The sequence below is a fragment of the Vibrio caribbeanicus ATCC BAA-2122 genome, from assembly GCF_000165125.1.
GTDB classification, from domain to species: Bacteria; Pseudomonadota; Gammaproteobacteria; order Enterobacterales; family Vibrionaceae; genus Vibrio; species Vibrio caribbeanicus.
This window is the reverse complement of the sequence record NZ_AEIU01000111.1, coordinates 1-18,139: the sequence shown is the minus strand read 5'-3', so window position 1 is coordinate 18,139 and position 18,139 is coordinate 1. Positions and strand designations below refer to the sequence as shown.

12 protein-coding genes are annotated in these 18,139 nt (G+C 41.8%); 4 read left to right on the top strand and 8 right to left on the bottom strand.

What is annotated here, in order from left to right:
* Positions 1-225 precede the first annotated feature (225 nt).
* The 4 genes from RH40_RS18450 to asnB all read right to left on the bottom strand — a co-directional run bounded on the left by RH40_RS18450 (position 226) and on the right by asnB (position 7,677).
* Positions 226-1,089, bottom strand: a complete 864-nt coding sequence (locus RH40_RS18450) for a TraB/GumN family protein (RefSeq protein ID WP_009603213.1) — start codon at positions 1,087-1,089, stop codon at positions 226-228.
* A 280-nt stretch (positions 1,090-1,369) separates the two neighbouring features.
* Positions 1,370-3,910 (bottom strand): dermonecrotic toxin domain-containing protein, encoded by a 2,541-nt coding sequence (locus RH40_RS18445; RefSeq protein ID WP_009603212.1) that lies wholly within the window; start codon positions 3,908-3,910, stop codon positions 1,370-1,372.
* A 335-nt stretch (positions 3,911-4,245) separates the two neighbouring features.
* Positions 4,246-5,730: a dipeptide/tripeptide permease DtpA gene (gene dtpA / locus RH40_RS18440; protein WP_009603211.1), complete on the bottom strand. Its 1,485-nt coding sequence runs from the start codon at positions 5,728-5,730 to the stop codon at positions 4,246-4,248.
* 282 nt (positions 5,731-6,012) lie between these two features.
* Entirely contained in the window at positions 6,013-7,677 is a 1,665-nt protein-coding gene (asnB, locus tag RH40_RS18435) for an asparagine synthase B (protein WP_009603210.1), read from the bottom strand.
* A 264-nt stretch (positions 7,678-7,941) separates the two neighbouring features.
* Between asnB and RH40_RS20470 the strand changes: the two genes are divergently transcribed.
* Entirely contained in the window at positions 7,942-8,214 is a 273-nt protein-coding gene (locus RH40_RS20470) for a hypothetical protein (protein WP_081455035.1), read from the top strand.
* A gap of 9 nt (positions 8,215-8,223) precedes the next feature.
* Here the strand turns inward: RH40_RS20470 and RH40_RS18430 are convergent, their stop codons facing one another.
* The 3 genes from RH40_RS18430 to nagA all read right to left on the bottom strand — a co-directional run bounded on the left by RH40_RS18430 (position 8,224) and on the right by nagA (position 12,242).
* On the bottom strand, positions 8,224-9,807 hold the full coding sequence (locus RH40_RS18430) for a cation:proton antiporter domain-containing protein (protein ID WP_009603209.1): 1,584 nt from the start codon (positions 9,805-9,807) through the stop codon (positions 8,224-8,226).
* 81 nt (positions 9,808-9,888) lie between these two features.
* On the bottom strand, positions 9,889-11,103 hold the full coding sequence (gene nagC / locus RH40_RS18425) for a DNA-binding transcriptional regulator NagC (protein WP_009603208.1): 1,215 nt from the start codon (positions 11,101-11,103) through the stop codon (positions 9,889-9,891).
* 2 nt (positions 11,104-11,105) lie between these two features.
* Entirely contained in the window at positions 11,106-12,242 is a 1,137-nt protein-coding gene (nagA, locus tag RH40_RS18420; RefSeq protein ID WP_009603207.1) for an N-acetylglucosamine-6-phosphate deacetylase, read from the bottom strand.
* 468 nt (positions 12,243-12,710) lie between these two features.
* Between nagA and nagE the strand changes: the two genes are divergently transcribed.
* Together nagE and glnS are read left to right on the top strand one after the other, a co-directional pair.
* Complete coding sequence (gene nagE, locus RH40_RS18415; RefSeq protein ID WP_009603206.1) at positions 12,711-14,285, top strand: N-acetylglucosamine-specific PTS transporter subunit IIBC; 1,575 nt, start codon at positions 12,711-12,713, stop codon at positions 14,283-14,285.
* Positions 14,286-14,518: 233 nt separating this feature from the next.
* Entirely contained in the window at positions 14,519-16,183 is a 1,665-nt protein-coding gene (glnS, locus tag RH40_RS18410; protein WP_009603205.1) for a glutamine--tRNA ligase, read from the top strand.
* 17 nt (positions 16,184-16,200) lie between these two features.
* Here the strand turns inward: glnS and RH40_RS18405 are convergent, their stop codons facing one another.
* Entirely contained in the window at positions 16,201-16,848 is a 648-nt protein-coding gene (locus tag RH40_RS18405) for a hypothetical protein (RefSeq protein WP_009603204.1), read from the bottom strand.
* 131 nt (positions 16,849-16,979) lie between these two features.
* Here RH40_RS18405 and RH40_RS18400 point away from each other — a divergent pair.
* On the top strand, positions 16,980-18,139 hold a 1,160-nt coding region (locus RH40_RS18400), incomplete at its 3' end, for a quinone-dependent dihydroorotate dehydrogenase (protein WP_009603203.1).

The following is an 18,139-nucleotide window of genomic DNA, read 5'->3' as shown; positions in this document are numbered from 1 at the left end:
CCAGCCGCGTCGAATCCCTCTTCACCGACCATATTTTAGCCTCAGCGTTTGCTGGGGCTTTTTCGTTTTAGGGATATAGGGTTCGTGTTTGGGGTGAGACACGGGCCGGGGTCAGGAAGCCCAGCCGCGTCGAATCTCTCTTCACCGACCATATTTTTAGCCTCAGCATTTGCTGAGGCTTTTTCGTTTTTGGTGTGAGGAAAAGGGTCGGGGACTAGAGATACATTAATATTTAAAGGAGCAATTCGACGGTGAGCTTTTAGAGATTTGAGTAATACGAAAGCCATCACTCTCGAGGAGTTTGAGAAGACTCTGTTCTCCCAACAGATGAAGCATCCCAACGACCACGAAATAATGGCCATTTCTTTTAGGTAACCATGTCGACTCTGAGAGCTTATTCGCCCACTTTAAATTGCGTTCAGAAAGGAATGCTCGGTGTAAATCTGGGGGCATTTTAGTGATATTGGCAAATCGCTCTAGTTTATCAAGGTCTCCGGTCTTCCAGCTGTTTATTAAACAGTGAATGGTACTTTCTGAATGGTCAAACTCGTCAATGGTGCTTAACAATAATTCTTTGCCTGATTGCGCTTGTTCGGTAAAAAGATCAATTTGGAATTGTAATGATTCTAAACCCATCACTGGAATATCCCAAAGTGTTGCTTTATCTACGATACGAATATCTACCCCATCAACAGCGGTATAGCCCAAATATTCGTATTGCTTCATTTGTAACTGTAGTGCTGCAGACCAAGGTGGGCTGTGAAGTAAATTTTTAATATCGAGTCGTAATAGGTTAGCGATTCCGACCAACTCGTTATAATAGTGAGTGTCGACAACGTCTTTAGTCGTCGTGGTTATGGGAGGATATTTAATCCCACTGGTTTTGCGAATATCGGCTTCAATGATCAGGCCGTGACTGTTTTTTAGTCGGGAAAATACGGCTTTTGGCAGTGGATACATACTTTTATCACCCACGTGGATAGAGCCAAGAATCGTATATTTAAGCCCTCCTTTACTTGCAGTCCAGTAAAGCGGCTCAGCACTGCTTGCTGATGAGAGAAGAATAAATAAGAGAAGTAGTCTGAACATTATATTCCTCTGGACTATGGAAGCATCCCTTATGGTAAGCGGGAGCAGTCTAGTAGCGCACTATGTGTGTTGTGTTATTTTCCATGAACACAATATTGTGGCATCGCTCTGAGTCCTGCACTTTGAAGCCACTTGGGTATAATTATAACAGAGCTCAATTTTTATTATTAATAAAAACATAAAAATACCTCCCTCTGTTAAGGGGGAGGTATGTCTCTTTTATCTCTACTTCATAGTTTGATGTAGATTACTCAATATATTTTTAATCACTTATTATGTCTTAATGCATCACGGCAGGCTCGGCAAGCTCCACCTCATCCTCATGCCAAAATAAGTCCGTTCTATTGGCGTATCTTTCCGAAAATGACATTTCTGGGCTGAGTGGATACTTCAAGGTCGCTTTCATTTTTTCGAACGCTTTTTCTGCAACTTCAGCAGAGGCTGTTGAATGAGGGTTAATTAAAAGCTCGGCGGTTCTTAGCTCCTGTTCATCGATAAGGTCTCGATAGTAGGTTTCTGTTCCTGTAAATGGACCTACTGCAAACATAATGTCTTCTGGTGGCACATTTAGTGTGGCGATTTCATGGAGTGTTTCGCCTCGGAGGAGGGTATCAACCGATTTGCCTCCGTGGTTTAATTGTATCGCGTATACGTAGCCCCTTTGATTATGTAAAGCATAATCGACTGCAACACCTTGGTCGGTTGATGTCGAAACTACCCCTCGTATTCCCCGAGAGTGATGATCATAGCGAACAAATTTAACGGGTTCGACTTTACGGTTGAAGCCTGAGTGAAAGATTTCGTCTGGGAGGCGTGTGTCCCCACGGTATACTAGGCTGCCCGTAAGTTCTTGATCATAACTTTCTAGAAAAGGAACGGCTTTAATTTCTTCCTGTGCCGCAATACTGACCTGATGAAGTTTCTTTACGTCAGTCAAATACGCATAAGGGTCAACCTTTCCTTCGAGTTCTAAGAAATCCCTTAAGGCATCATCGACTCTGCCGGTCATATCGGCATAACCGGAACCTCCCATTCCAGGTCGCTGGGGTAAATCTTCAGGTAAAAGCAGCTCAGGTAAATCGCTTGTTTGACTTATCGATCCTGAATTTACTTCACTGTCTATATCATTCCCGCCTTTTAAGCCACCATTATCTAACCATTGCGGTGTGCCGGTATCAAAGTCGACAGTTCGTACGATTCGTGTTCCTTCGATTAAACGACCACTGGCTGGGTCTATTTCACGATAATGACCAAACCCATCAGCACGAAGGAGAACGGCTTTATCTTTGTTGGTCAGCCTTACGCCCAATAGTTCTTCACCGGTTTGGGGGTGAGTGACTATTTTGGGAATAGATGAGAATTCGTCGAGCTCACTGGTTGGGAAACCATGATTTAATACAATACTATTGGGTAGCGCTTCTGTTGCCGTTGTAGTGACTTCGGCAAGTGTTCTTCCATACTGAGCAAGAGCGGGTAATATTGTTGAAGCACCAATGATTGCGGCATTAATTGACGTCATCTTGGTGCCCTTTAAGCGCTCTTGTTGAGTATCACCATTAATGGCTTTATCGATGCCAAGGCCGAACTGACTGGCTCCGAGCGCTATATTTAGCGGAAGGCCTATCTCAGGTGCAATAAAATCAACAATAGGCAAGACAGTCATGGCGCTATAGGCAACAGAAAGGACGTAGTCTCGTTGGGCCTCTTGGTTTGATTTTATCATGGTATCGCCATCACTGACCAAGCGAGCTTTCATTTGCTCTGTTAGACGCGCAAAGATGTTACCTGTGATGCTATGACGTTTCATCATTAGGTAGTCTTCACTCCACTTTTTAGTTGCAAACCCTTTAAGAGCCGAATCGACACCAGAATATGAGGTGCCGTCTTGTCTTAGATAGAGACTGAAGTGTTTTTGCAGGTCTTGACGGTTGTTGGGATCTTTGAGGGTCATAAATAGGTGCTTTTTAAGCTGACGTTCACTGCTGAAAGCATAAAAAGGTTGGGGAGCACCGGGAATGTAAATTAGGCCACCTTTACCATGTTTTGATTCTATCAGGAGTATATCGGTGGAGTCATAGCCATAAACATCAAACCGAAACACATTAGTTTCGTTAGCCTGATTTGGCGAAAGCAAAGACATTGCCAATTGATATTGAGCTTGATTCAGTAAACCGTGATGGTATTGGCGGTATGCTGAAAAAACGTAAGCGTCGCGCATCAGTTGGGTATAACGAGTGGTGTTTTTGCTCCAGAATGCCTGAAGAGCTTCTGAGTAAGACTTTTGAATATCTAACTCATAGTACGCAATGTCCCATAACTTAGATGAGAGCAACCTGACTTCATTGTGCTCATCAAAATATCGTCCAGTCGCATCTTGCGTGTAAATCCCAGTGAAGAGATCGATATCTCCGGGAAAGCTGTCTCTATAGCGGTTGAATGCGTTTAACATCACAGCTTGAGTTAGCGTATATGATTGAAGCGGTGATTCATTTTGATGTTGCCAGCCATTATAGGTTCGAGGGCTACTTTCTGCTCCGTCAAACCTGTGGTAATAGACCTTATCTGGATCAATATTACGGTATCCGTGTTTTTTTAATGCCTCTTTGACCTTTTCAGAAGTGACGGTAAGTGGAGCAGGGATGGACTGAATTAATGTTGCGTAATCTTTAGCAAAGCTCAGTTGCCAAGCTTTATCAAATTGCTGATTGAAAGTTGATTGTTTAGCTGAGCTATCAGTCTCACTTTGATCAGCTAAAATCGTTGATGTCGAAAAGAGACAAGCGAGAGAGAGAATCAGAACTTTGATGTTTTTGTTTTGCATATATTGCCTTTATCATTGTGTTTTTATCCTTCCGAGAATCCCGACATAATCAAATCATGTTTCGTTTTATGCTCACAAAATAAAGGTGTATATTGGAGCTGATCGAAATTAAAATCATTGATTTTTATGGGGAAAATAGAGCAAATCCAAAGCTCGGGGAAGTCTTATATATGCATCTGTATTTTTATGGCAAGTAAAATCGCTAGAAGTTAGGTTAAGATGATGAGCTCCTCCCAGTTTTACGAGGGTTGTATCTTAGAACTCCTGAGATGTGAGGGAATAGACCAATAAAAAAAGCGGCTAAACTGGCCGCTTTTTTAGTTCCTAGATGAGCATTAAGCTTGTGCTTCTTCGAGCTTAATCTCATTTTCACCATTACAAATTTTTGTTAACTTCGGAGCGATAAAGAAAGTAACAAGAGTAATGATGGCGGTGGCATAGCCAATCTTACTAAATACCTCCCCATAGAGGGTCAGCGTTTGTATCGGATCTTCAACACCTTTTGGCACTGAGGTTAAGCTTGCTACCCATCCTGCAATGACAGCAGCAGTAGCAGAGGTGAGGAACCACATCCCCATGGCAAATCCCATCAGCCTTTGTGGAACCAGTTGTGCAACCATTGCCAATCCAAGTCCAGAGACAAGAAGCTCGCCAAGTGATTGGAACAAGTAACTAATGATCAACCAGTTAGAGCTAACGATACCATTTGCGTTGGCAAAGTTGACACTCCAACCTAGCACCAAGAAGGAAAGTGAACACAATGCCATTCCAATAGCAAACTTAAATGGCATTGAAAGCTTATCTCCAAGTCGACCGTAAATGATGGCCATTATCGGACTCGCAACCATGATCCAGAAAGAGTTAAGTGCTTGAAACTGTTCAGGCTCAACTCCGAAACCCAATATGTCATGAGTGACATTATGGATAGCGAAGAAGTTAAGCGAAGTGGGCATTTGGAAGTACAGTACGAAGAAAACAATTCCTTGAAGCATCAAAACAAATGCAACCAACATTTTTTTTCTTTCGAGACCTGAGATTTTTAGTGCTTCTCTAAAATATAGCGCGACAATACAAACCCCTGCGACAACCAGAATGATATGTGCGAGTGTTAATTGTTGTAGCAAATAACTGCACACAAAACTTGCCAGTATTGACCCGATGATAACGGTCATCATCTTCAGTATTCCGACAGGTTTTAAATCCGCAGAAGAGCCCACATTGGCAACCATTCCTTTACATAGAACGAAGTTAACCGCAGTGATAGCTAAACCGGCTGCACTCATACCGAATGCTAAACCATAGCCCGCTTTCTCAGCAATGATCGGGGTTAACACCATAGAGATAAGTGCACCTAAGTTAATCGCCATGTAATAGAGAGTGAAAGCCCCGTCTAATCTCGGATCATTCTCTGGGTAGACTTTGGCAAGTAAGCTGGATGGGTTTGCTTTGAAAAGTCCGTTACCAACAGTGATAAAGCCCATTGCGATGTAAATAAGCGAACTGCTTCCTGTTTGGGCACTGGCTGTGGATAGCCCAAGTAAGATATAGCCGACCATCATGACCAACGCGCCCAAGGTTATGGCTCGTTTCGTACCAATGACTTTATCGCCAATCCATCCCCCAATCGCCATAAAGCCGTAGAGCAGTGCCGAAAATGCACCAAACAAAACGAATGACTCTGACTCTGCTAACCCCATAATCTTTACAAGATACACAGTTAGAATCGCCTGCATGCCGTAAAAGCCAAAGCGTTCCCAGAACTCTACCGAGAAGATCAGATAGAAGGGTTTTGGTTGCTTGAAAATATTCAAGTCGGACATAATTTTATCTTCCTGTATCAGCACCGCCGATTTCAAATCTGATGTTTTAAAAAATGGGTGCAATCGTTTTTTTTATTAACTCATATGTATACCTCTTAGTTAAATCATCTGCAATTAGGCCTAGTATTGATATTTTATATACTAGACATTAAGTTAATGAAATGATTGGGAAAGGTTAATTTTTTTGAAGTGATTTTGCTTTGGTAAACTAAGTTTGCAAAATGGTGTGTTGTATTTTTTGCAAATAGGAGGGGCTTGGCAGCCCCTTAAGATTTCGTTGTATTAGTAAGCTTCGTTGTGCACCGCTTTTACTGCACGTCCAGATGGGTCGACACAATTTTGGAAAGACTCATCCCATTCTATTGCTTTGGCTGAAGAACAAGCCACTGAGGGGCCTCCCGGGACACATTCCGCTGCAGATGGCAAAGGGAATAGCTCTTCAAAAATCTCTCGATAAACATAACCCTCTTTTGTTGTTGGAGTGTTATATGGGAAGCGATAACTTGCAGTAGCCATTTGTTGGTCGGTTACTTTTTCCTCTGCGACTTCTTTAAGAGTATCAATCCAGCTGTAGCCGACGCCGTCAGAGAATTGCTCTTTTTGTCGCCAAGCAATTGAATCAGGGAGATAATGCTCAAAGCACTCGCGTAGGATATGCTTTTCCATTTTTCCGTTACCACACATCTTATCCTCTGGATTTAGGCGCATAGCGACATCAATAAATTCTTTGTCGAGGAAAGGTACTCGGCCTTCAACTCCCCAAGCTGCGAGAGACTTGTTCGCACGAGCACAATCAAACATATTTAAAGCGAGTAGCTTACGCACTGTTTCTTCGTGAAACTCTTTAGCATTTGGCGCCTTATGGAAGTATAGGTACCCTCCGAAGATTTCATCAGCACCCTCACCAGATAACACCATTTTAATGCCCATAGCCTTAATTTTTCTTCCCATTAAAAACATAGGTGTTGATGCTCTTATTGTCGTGACATCATAAGTTTCAATGTGGTAAATAACATCTCTAATCGCATCGAGTCCTTCTTGAATGGTGTAGGTCATCTCGTGATGAACGGTACCAATTTTATCGGCAACTTCACGTGCTGCTTTCAGATCTGGAGCGCCCTCTAGACCGACTGCAAATGAATGAAGTTGAGGCCACCAAGCTTCGGATCTTTCATCATCTTCAATACGCATAGCTGCAAAGCGCTTCGCGACAGCTGATGTAATTGATGAATCTAAACCACCAGAGAGTAGCACTCCATACGGAACATCTGTCATTAGCTGGCGTTTTACTGCAGCTTCTAGGGCTTCTGTTAGTTCTTCTTTACTGGTGGTATTTCCTTGAACAGCGGCATATTCATTCCAATCCCGAACGTAATAGCGTTTTAGTTGTCCATCTTCTGAGCTTAAGTAACTACCGGGGGCAAATTCACTGACGGTTTTACATACAGGAACAAGCGCTTTCATTTCAGAGGCTACGTAATAGTTACCATGCTCGTCATGACCTTGATATAAAGGAATAATACCAATATGGTCACGACCTATAAGGTACTGATCTTTTTCTTCATCATAGAGGACAAAAGCAAAGATACCATTGAGCTCTTCGAGTAGTGCTGCGCCTATATCTTGATACAAGGCAAGGATAACTTCACAATCTGATTCTGTTTGAAAATCATATTTGTCTTGATATTTTGCCCGAATCTCTTTGTGGTTATAAATTTCGCCATTGACTGCCAGAATCAGTTTTTTATCTGGGCTGTATAGTGGTTGAGCTCCACTGTTGAGGCCAACGATTGCTAGGCGTTCATGCGCTAAAATTGCTTTTTCAGAGGAGTAGATTCCCGACCAGTCAGGGCCTCTATGGCGAAGCTTTTTAGACATTTCAAGCGCAATTGGGCGTAATGAATCTGCATCACTTTTAATGTCTAAAATACCGAAAATTGAACACATACTACTTCCTTTAAAGATTATTTAACGATTTACAATCAATTTGCCATCTTGGTTAAAAAAAGCAACACATCGATACTATATTTCTTGATAAAAAACCTTTGTGGTGGATTTTTTTTAAAAAAATGGCTTATGTTGTGAATATTTTCTATGATCAGTTGTTTTTTAGGCGCTAAAAATATACCCAAGTAACCTCAAGATGCTAGGTTCAGCGAGAGTGGTTTGCTTTACAGGTAAGGCAACGATTTGAAAATCTAGTCATCTAAATTGAAAATCGGTAACGACGCATGTAAAGCAAGGCAACTCGCCCTTCGGGAGCGTGCCACAGCGCCGATTTCATCGTCAAACAACTTGGTAAGAGTCGACTATTCCACTGCGTTATTTTCCTTGAACTCAACACTGTGGCATCGCTCTGAATCCTGCATTTTGAAGTCACTTGGGTATAGAAGAGAGGCTATGGGCCTCTCTTCTATTAAGTTGATTGGGGAATGGCTGCTCGTCCTGCTTTCTTACCAATCTAATCAAGTGGTTATTAGGTAATATTCAGCGTTACTTTGACAATGGTACATCAAGTTGTTCGCACACACTCCGCGCAAATCCACTTCCTGCTTCGCTATATATATTAAAAGCTGCGTCGACACCTTGTTCCTTTAATGAGCGCAATTGATCAGGATATTCGGCAATAGCGGCAATCTGACCGTTAAAACTGCGGCTTTTGAGTTGTTCTAATGCAATCTGGTTTCCTTGGTGATGAGGCATAGCCAGCAGCACCAGTTTTACGTTTTCTGTATCCAGTATCCTTTCCCAGAAGTCAGGGTCAGTCGCGTCACCCCGAATCACATTTCGACCCGCACTGATATGCTCATTAACCGCTTCATCGCGCAGCTCTACCCCCAAGCACACATCTCCGTGTTCGTTATTGAGCTCCTCATAAGCGCCACTACCAATTCTCCCCATACCCAATATCAATATTTGTGCAGAGCCCGGATTGATAAGTTGATCTCTTGGGTTAAGACTTTCCGCTGCATGTTCTTTTAACCACTTACCTGAGTATTGGTACAGAAAGTGTCCATGACGATTTAGCGGCGCTGCGATAACAAAAGAAATGGAGACGGCTATTGCGAGAGCGACAAGAATATCGCCACTCATCCAACCAAGTTGAAAAGCAATACCTGCCACAATTAAACCAAATTCACTGTAGTTTAGAAGGCTGAGTGACGAGAGAAGAGAAGTTCGTATACGAAACTTAAATTTATTGAGTACACCAAAGTAAAGTATCCCCTTTAGTGGGAGCATCAATATGAACAAAATAGCTAATGCAAACCCGGTTAAAGAAGGTTCTGCCGACAGCCCTATATTGAGGAAAAAGCAAACTAGAAATAGCTCTTTTAGGTTGAATAATGATTTGGAAAGTTCAGAAGATTTGGGATGATTCGCTAACATTATGCCTAAAATTAAGGCACCTAAATCGGGTTTCATTCCGACAATTTTAAAGAGTCCTGCTCCCGTGACTAATGCGAAAAAAATGCCAAGTAAAACCAGCATTTCACCGTGGCCAACGCTATCCAGTAGCTTGTAAAAAATAGGTCGAATTAAGGGGAGTATGAATAGGAAAATAGCATACCATTCAGGGAGTTTTCCTGTCGACGCTGTTAGGAATATGACCGCAAAAATATCCTGCATAACTAGAATACCGATAGCGATATTACCGTAAGTAGCGTTCATTTCTCCTTTTTCTTGTAGTGCTTTAACTGCGAAGACAGTACTTGAAAATGAGAGAGCAAAGCCGAGCAAAGCGATTTGTTCTATCGGCATTGCAGCCAATGAGCTAATACCGAGATACTTTAGTAGCAGGAGAACAAGAGTAAAAGTTCCGGTGGTGAGTAAGTTATGAATACTTGCTCCAGCCCATATTTCTTTGGACAGTAGCGTCTTTAAATCAAGCTTTAATCCGATGGTGAATAGCATCAAGGTGACGCCTAGATCTGCTAAGGTGATGATCGTGGAATTGGACTCGATACCAAAAGCATGAAGTGTGAAGCCTGCAAACAAAAAGCCCACTAGAGGTGGAAGGCCGAGCTTTAGGGCGAAGAATCCCGCTAAAAAAGCACTAGAGATTAAGATGAGTTCCATATTGTTGCCGAGTTACTATAAGGGTCTACCAATTGTAGTCCCTTATAGTAGCGTAATTTGGAAATCAAAAAAGACGATAAATCAATCTTCAAGCAATTTTTGCAGTAAAACGCCGTTCAGCATAGCACGCTTAATCATAGAGAACGCGCCAAGGGTCGGATAAGCTTCAATCTGAGAAGATACGATAGGTAAATCAGAATGAAAGGTCTGCAATGATTGGTTTTGGACGTTACGCAGAATAGCGGGGAACAAGATCTCTTTACACTGCGTAATATCACCAGCAATGATAATTTTTTGTGGATTGAATAGGTTAACCGTGATTGCAATCGCTTTACCCAATTGATCTCCAACTCGAACTAGGCTTTGTTTGGCCAATTCATCACCGAGATTTGCATGTTCACATACGTCACTGATATTGATTGTTTCAAGTTCGCTCAAACTCGACTTGTAGCCTTGATTAAGCAGTTTATTGACTCTGTCAACTATGGCTGGATTTGATGCAACCGTCTCGAGGCAACCAAAATTTCCGCATTGGCACTGTTCGCCGAGAGGATCGATTTGTATGTGACCAATTTCTCCAACATTTCTGTTATAGCCGAGAAACACTTGGCCATTAACGATAATACCAGCTCCCGTGCCACGATGAACACTGACGAGTATAGAGTCTTGGCAGTCCTGACTTGCGCCGAAGTAATGTTCAGCCAAAGCCATTCCTCTCACATCATTACCAACAAAACATTCAACGTGAAAGTTATTGTGTACTAGCTCTGAAAGATGAAGGTTGTCTATTTTAACATTGGGCATGTACTCCACCACACCCGTTTCCGGATTGACAAGACCCGGAAGGATAATACCAATTGCAATTAGCTGGTTTATGAGCAGGTGATTTTTGGTTATAAATGTTCGAAGTTGAGTCATTAACCCATCGACGAGTTCTTCTTGTGTTGTATAAAAAAACTCACTGTATTCCGAGGTCAGCTCTCTTCCACCCAAGTGATACAGACTAAATTTGAGGTAATCTCGTCCAACACGAATCGCTATAGAATGAAAAGGCTCTACTTCTGTCGTCAAAGAGATTGCGCGTCTTCCGCCCGTAGATGCTTGTTGTGCGACTTCTTTAATAAAGCCACGTTCAAGAAGTTGTCGTGTTATCTTTGTGACACTTGCAGGTGCCAATTGACTGACATCGGCAATTTGGATCCTTGATATGGGCCCTTGTTGGTCAATTAGTCTGTAAACAGCAGCGCTATTTAGTTGTTTTACTAAATCTACGTTGCCTATTTGTCCACCAGTCATTTTTAGTTTTGCTCGTATTTACCGTTAACTACCGTCGCTTGAACTGTAAAGTCTTGGTCAAATATAGTCAGGTTAGCGATCATGCCTTGCTTAATTTGTCCCAGCTTAGTTTCAATACCCAGTGCTTTTGCTGGATAAAGGGTGGCCATTCTCAGTGCCTCGTCCAATGCAATGCCTGTGTGCTCAACCGTATTTTTTACCGCTTCAATCATGGTTAAGGCTGAGCCGCCAAGTGTGCCGTTTGCATCCACACACATTCCATCTCGGTAATATACTTTTTTACCAACAAAAAGGAAGTGATCTATATCGGCACCTGCTGGAGCTGTGGCATCGGTCACTAATACTAACTTATCTCCCTTTATTTTGTGTGCGATTCTGACATTAGCATAATCTACATGAAGACCATCGACGATGATTCCTGCGTATACGTCAGAGGTATCATAAATTGCACCTACAACACCAGGTTCTCGTCCCTGAATACTGGTCATTGCGTTAAAAAGGTGAGTTGCAAAAGAAATACCATTGTTGAAACTTTCACGTGCTTGTTTGTATGTAGCATCGGTATGACCGATGGAGACTACGATCCCAGCATCGACCAATCGTCTCACATGTTCAGGATCATTGTTTTCTGGCGCTAAGGTCACTTTGGCAATGAGATGTGCGTTTTCACACATAAAATCGATCATTTGGTCTGAAGATGGCCGAATATACTCTACGCTGTGAATTCCCTTTTTCGCTACATTCAAATAAGGCCCCTCTAAATGAAGGCCAAGTGAATGATTTTGATATTTAGCGTGATAATCTTCAGCAGCTTTAACAGCTTGGCGTATATTCTCATCTGAAGAGGTAATGAGGGTAGGCAAAAAACTCGTACAACCTGATTTTAGGTTAGCTTGGTGCATAACATGGATGGTATCAGCGGTAATGCTGTCATTGAACATCACACCACCACACCCATTTAATTGTAAATCGATAAAACCTGGGCTGAGTTTTGCTCCTTTTAAATCGATTTTTTCGATATTCGAGTCCAAAGTAGAGACTGGAACAACAGCCTCTATCTTACCATCGTGAACAACGACTGCGTGATCAAAAAGGATATCATTACCAGTGTAGACGGTGCAGTTTGTTAAAGCGTACATGTTTGACTATCCTCATGAGTTAATTTTTTTATCTTTTTGTTACTTTTTTAAGTGCTAGTAGAAAATATTTGTACTTTATTTGCAAAGCTCAATTAGTTTTTATGGTGTATCTAGATAACAAACCGTATTACTGATTACATTTTTATGATGTTTTTAGTGATTTAAATACAGTGGCTTAATTAGATTTCTAAATATTCTCACTTTGAATCTCTGAGATTGAACATGCTTTTTTCATCTACTTGGCTCTTATCGTTCATCGATACAGTTAGATATTTTTTATTGTAAAATAAGTTTTATGATCGTGCTAGCAAAAAACTATGTTTCTGTAATGTTCTAGTGATAATGATCACAATTAGTAAGGTTTTAATTTGTGGGGCAAAATTATTCACATAAACTGACAAGGACTAAATTGGGTGAAAAAAATAAGTATCTCAAAAAAGAACAGAAATTTTACAGGGGGAATGTAACGTGAATATTCTTGGATATCTGCAGAGGCTTGGTAAAGCGCTTATGCTACCAATTGCTACTCTGCCGATTGCGGGCTTGCTGCTCCGTCTTGGCCAACCAGACGTTTTTGATATTGCTTTTATGGCACAGGCTGGTAACTCTATCTTCTCTAATCTACCACTTTTATTTGGCCTAGGTATTGCGCTTGGTATATCAAAAGATGGCCAGGGTGCTGCAGGGGTTGCTGGTGCCGTAGCATACTTTATCCTGACTGCGACAGCGTCAACGATAGATGCATCGATAAACATGTCATTCTTTGGCGGTATCATAGCTGGTATAATTGCAGGCCATTCATACAATGCTTTCAGTGAATTTCGTCTGCCAGATTGGCTGGCGTTTTTCTCCGGCAAACGTTTTGTCCCTATTGTAGCTGGACTAATCGCGCTTGTTGCTGGTGCTGTATCAGGTCTTGTTTGGCCAACTATACAACACGGTTTAGATGCGCTTGCCCACGGCATTTCTACCTCGGGGTCTATCGGTCAATTCATTTACGGTGTACTTAACCGTGCACTTATCCCCGTAGGATTACATCACGTTCTAAACTCATTTTTCTGGTTCGGCATGGGATCGTGTCAGGAAATTTACGTGTATGGTGCAAATGCAGCGGGACAGGCACTTCCTAATATTCAACAGCTCTGTGTGGACCCCGCTGTTGCTAAGACCCTCATCGTTGGTGAGTCTCACACGTTCATATTTGATAATGTGGTAACACCAGAGATCACAGCGACAGTCAAAGAGGTGACTGAGACTATAAAGACGGGTGATCTGCATCGTTTCTTCGGTGGTGATAAGAGTGCAGGCACCTTCATGAATGGCTTTTATCCAATCATGATGTTTGGTTTACCTGGTGCTGCTTTAGCTATGTACCTTGCTGCACCTGTTGAAAAGCGTAGCCAAGTTGGGGGAGCATTATTCTCCGTTGCCTTTACTGCCTTTTTGACAGGTATCACCGAGCCACTAGAGTTTATGTTTGTATTTCTAGCTCCAGCTCTTTATGCCATTCATGCTGTATTCACTGGCCTGTCGCTTGTTATTGCAAATATGCTCGGTACTCTACATGGCTTTACGTTCTCGGCAGGCTTAATTGATTTCTTGCTAAATTATGGCCTAGCGACCAAACCACTGGTGCTTCTTCTTGTTGGTCTGGGCTTTGGGTTCCTGTACTTCTTTACCTTTAGTTTTGCGATTCGTGCTTTTGACCTCAAGTCCCCCGGTCGCGAGGACGATGACGAAACTGACAAAAAAGTAGAGCCAGCAGAGACCAGCAGTACAGAGGTTGCTCGTCAATATCTTAAAGCTCTCGGCGGTCATGAGAACTTGAACTCTATTGATGCCTGTATCACACGTCTACGTCTATCATTAAAGGATCGCTCTATTGCCGATGAGGTGACGTTGAAAAAGCTAGGTGCTAAAGGTGTAGTAAAGCTTGGTGAGAACAATCTTCAGGTTATTCTCGGGCCTTTGGCAGAGATAGTCGCTGGAGAAATGAAAAATATCAGCAGTAGTGATGATCTCTCTGATGTAAAACTCCCCTGATTAAGTGATAATAAATAAAGCCTCCCTAGTGGAGGCTTTTTTTTATGTCCCAAGCTTACTGTATGATTTCCGTTCATAAGAACAATTGGAGCAGAATATTTTTTAATAAGAGTGCTGTTGTAGTTGTGTCTTGGCTAATAATCATGGATCATGACGTTATATTTGCGTTGAGCTTTTATTACGAGCTCAGCAGTAATTTTCTCTGATAATACTAAAAAATTGAGGTGCTATAGATGAGTGAAGCTGAAGCTCGTCCGTCGAATTTTATTCGTCAAATTATTGATAAAGACCTTGAGAATGGGACACATGCCAGTGTTCACACTCGATTCCCTCCGGAGCCGAATGGGTATCTTCACATTGGTCACGCTAAGTCAATTTGCTTGAACTTCGGTATTGCTCAGGACTATCAGGGACAATGTAATCTACGTTTTGATGATACGAACCCTGAAAAAGAAGATGTGGAATATGTTGAGTCGATTAAAAATGACGTGAGCTGGCTTGGTTTTGAGTGGCAGGGTGAGGTGTGTTACTCATCAAACTATTTCGATAAGCTCTATGACTACGCTGTCGAGCTTATTGAAAAAGGCCTCGCTTATGTAGAAGAGTTGAGCCCAGAACAGATTCGAGAATACCGTGGTACTCTGACACAACCCGGAAAACCAAGTCCTTATCGTGATCGTACAGCTGAAGAAAACCTCGAATTATTTAAAAAAATGCGTGATGGAGGTTTCAAGGAAGGTGAAGCTTGCCTGAGAGCAAAGATTGACCTTGCTTCTTCATTTATCGTTTTGAGAGACCCTGTTCTTTATAGAGTTAGATTTGCAGAGCACCATCAGACGGGTGATAAGTGGTGCATTTACCCAATGTATGACTTTACTCACTGTATCTCTGATGCGTTAGAGGGAATCACGCATTCCTTATGCACACTTGAATTCCAAGATAACAGACGCTTGTATGATTGGGTTTTGGATAATATCACCATAGATTGTCAACCTCGCCAGTACGAGTTCAGTCGTTTAAACCTTGAATATACAGTGATGTCGAAAAGAAAACTCAACCAACTCGTGGTTGATAACCTAGTCGACGGGTGGGATGATCCTCGTATGCCAACTATCTCAGGTCTTCGCAGAAGAGGCTTTACACCTGCGGCAATCAGAGAGTTTTGTAAACGAATTGGTGTTACCAAACAAGAAAATATGATCGAGATGGGTGTGCTAGAATCTTGCATTCGCGATGATCTTAACGAAAATGCAGCCCGTGCAATGGCTGTACTCGACCCTGTAAAAGTGATCATTGAAAATTATGACAGTGACAAGGTTGAGAGTTTGAGTCTGGTTAATCACCCTAACAAACCTGAAATGGGAAGTCGGGAGGTACCATTTACTCGAGAGTTGTGGATAGAGCGTGATGATTTTCGTGAGGAAGCAAATAAAAAATATAAGCGACTTGTTTTAGGAAAAGAAGTTCGCTTGCGTGGTGCTTACGTGATCAAAGCCGAACGTATTGAAAAAGATGCAGATGGAAATATTACGACAATCATTTGTTCCTATGATGCTGATACCTTGGGTAAAAACCCTGAGGATGGGCGTAAGGTCAAAGGTGTGATCCACTGGGTTTCTGCCACGAAAGGTGTGCCTGCGGAATTAAGGCTTTACGATCGCCTCTTTACGGTAGCTAATCCAGCAGCGGAATCAGATTTTACTCATATGCTTAACCCTGAATCATTGGTTGTGGTCAATGGCTTTGTTGAACCAAGTCTTGCTACCGCTGAACCAGAAGTTGGATACCAATTTGAGCGCATCGGTTACTTTTGCCTAGACAGTAAATTGACGGGCGGAATGTTAACGTTTAACCGTACGGTTGGTTTGCGCGATACTTGGGCAAAAATCGATAATTAAGACAGCGTCATTGCCCGTCATTGTACGGGCAATTTATTATTAAAGAGGCGTTTCACTGCACTGATACAGGAGATATCCTCACTATCAGTGAAATGTGAACTAAAGTTATCAGCATTGACTTGTATCGACTGACTGTGAGTTGAGGGAACGTTGTTATTAAGTTCTCTTAGTGTTGCGATAAATTTCTCGAAAGAAAGGTTATGAATTTTTTTAATCGAGAGCCCCGTTCTTCTATCTAATCGAGTGTTTGGTGAAGTTATTGAGCCGACACACTTTAACTGTGTTTCGGATGAGCTGGCTTTTATATTCTCACAACGAAACACTGCGGCTTCCGGAATCGCGCGCACTCTCTTCCCATATTGGCTTTCTTCCCAGCTGACCCCACACAATGAAATAGAGCACAATGAGGGAATACCAGCAGTGTACTTTGGCGTGAGGCAAAGAGAAGACGTCATTGCTTCAAGTATTTTTTCCACATTTTGCGTCGAGACTCTCTCTGCCGTTATTAGCCCGTTTTCACTTTCATATTGCAGTTTCAAAGTATCAAATAAATAGTACACGTGTTGGCATGGGAACCAATCAGTCTTGGAGCTCTCATTTCTTTGAAGAGATTCTACGATTTCAGCCTCTTTTCGTTTTATCAGTCTACTTATCATCTGTTTCATATCTCAACCTCAAATCACACAATAATCAAATACTAGATGAAAATGAGAATGATTACCATTAAGATTGGTGGGTTGGGTATAGAAAATATCCGAACAATCATTGTGAATAATTTGACAGTAAGGAGAGAGTGATGAGTTTCCTCATTGGTATCAGGAATTTATTACTGAGAGTGTTGTATCGTGCTGTGCGTCCGTTAATCTTTTTAATGGATCCAGAAGATGCGCATTACATGTTTAAAAGAGTTGGAGTCTTACTAGGCTCTACTGCGCTAACCCAAAAGTTGGTGGCTTTATTCTTTGATTACAACCATAGTGCACTCAAGATAGAAGTCGACGGTGTGCAGTATCGAAACCCAGTAGGACTTTCCGCAGGTTTTGACAAAGATGGTGAGTTAACAAAAATTTATCCTTCGATAGGTTTTGGTTTAGCTGAATTAGGCTCTTTTACTGGTGAAGTTTGTCCCGGAAATCCAGGGAAAAGGCTGTTTAGAATGGTTAAATCAAAATCTATTTTGGTTTGGTATGGTCTAAATAATCAGGGGGCTGAAAAAATATCTAGTCGACTGCAAGGGGTAAATTTTGGCCGCTTAAAAGTTGGTATCAATGCAGCTAAATCAAATATTACGCCCGAATTTGATTTGCAAGAGTCTATAGAAGACTACACAAAAACTATGTCTTTATTTAAAGATATTGGTGATTACTATACGATCAATATCAGTTGTCCGAATACGCAAGATGGTGAACCCTTCGTTGACCCTAAAAATTTAGATGCCCTTTTGACTGCGGTGAATGAATTTAGAGTAGAAGGAAGACCTATCTACGTTAAGCTTGCCGCTGACTTAGAGTTAAGCGAGATAGACATTATTGTTGATAAGTGTATCGAACATAAGATGGATGGGGTTGTTCTAACCAATTTAGCTAAGCCCGCATTTAACCAAGAATATGTAAAAGAAGAGCTTCCTTATCATAAAGGCGCAATGAGTGGTTTACCGTTGCAGAGGATTTCCACTAACCTCATTCGCCATGTTTATCGCCGTACTCGAGGTGAATTGACCATTATTGGTGTTGGTGGCGTATTCTCTGCAAAAGACGCTTACGAGAAGATTACTTCTGGTGCCAGTTTGCTTCACATGATAAGTACGATGATATTTGATGGTCCACAAAATATTAACGAAATAAATCGTGGCTTAGTTAGGTTACTAGAAGCAGATGGTTTTAGTTCCATTGAGGAAGCGGTAGGCTCTCGAAATCCACTTCCAAAGCTAGAGTCGGCAAAAAGCATTAAAGACGC

Bases quoted from the DNA above. Each gene is read 5' to 3' on its own strand.
- RH40_RS18450 (WP_009603213.1), bottom strand. From the start codon at position 1,089: ATGTTCAGACTACTTCTCTTATTTATTCTTCTCTCATCAGCAAGCAGT.
- RH40_RS18445 (WP_009603212.1), bottom strand. From the start codon at position 3,910: ATGCAAAACAAAAACATCAAAGTTCTGATTCTCTCTCTCGCTTGTCTC.
- dtpA (WP_009603211.1), bottom strand. From the start codon at position 5,730: ATGTCCGACTTGAATATTTTCAAGCAACCAAAACCCTTCTATCTGATC.
- asnB (WP_009603210.1), bottom strand. From the start codon at position 7,677: ATGTGTTCAATTTTCGGTATTTTAGACATTAAAAGTGATGCAGATTCA.
- RH40_RS18430 (WP_009603209.1), bottom strand. From the start codon at position 9,807: ATGGAACTCATCTTAATCTCTAGTGCTTTTTTAGCGGGATTCTTCGCC.
- nagC (WP_009603208.1), bottom strand. From the start codon at position 11,103: ATGACTGGTGGACAAATAGGCAACGTAGATTTAGTAAAACAACTAAAT.
- nagA (WP_009603207.1), bottom strand. From the start codon at position 12,242: ATGTACGCTTTAACAAACTGCACCGTCTACACTGGTAATGATATCCTT.
- glnS (WP_009603205.1), top strand. From the start codon at position 14,519: ATGAGTGAAGCTGAAGCTCGTCCGTCGAATTTTATTCGTCAAATTATT.
- RH40_RS18405 (WP_009603204.1), bottom strand. From the start codon at position 16,848: ATGAAACAGATGATAAGTAGACTGATAAAACGAAAAGAGGCTGAAATC.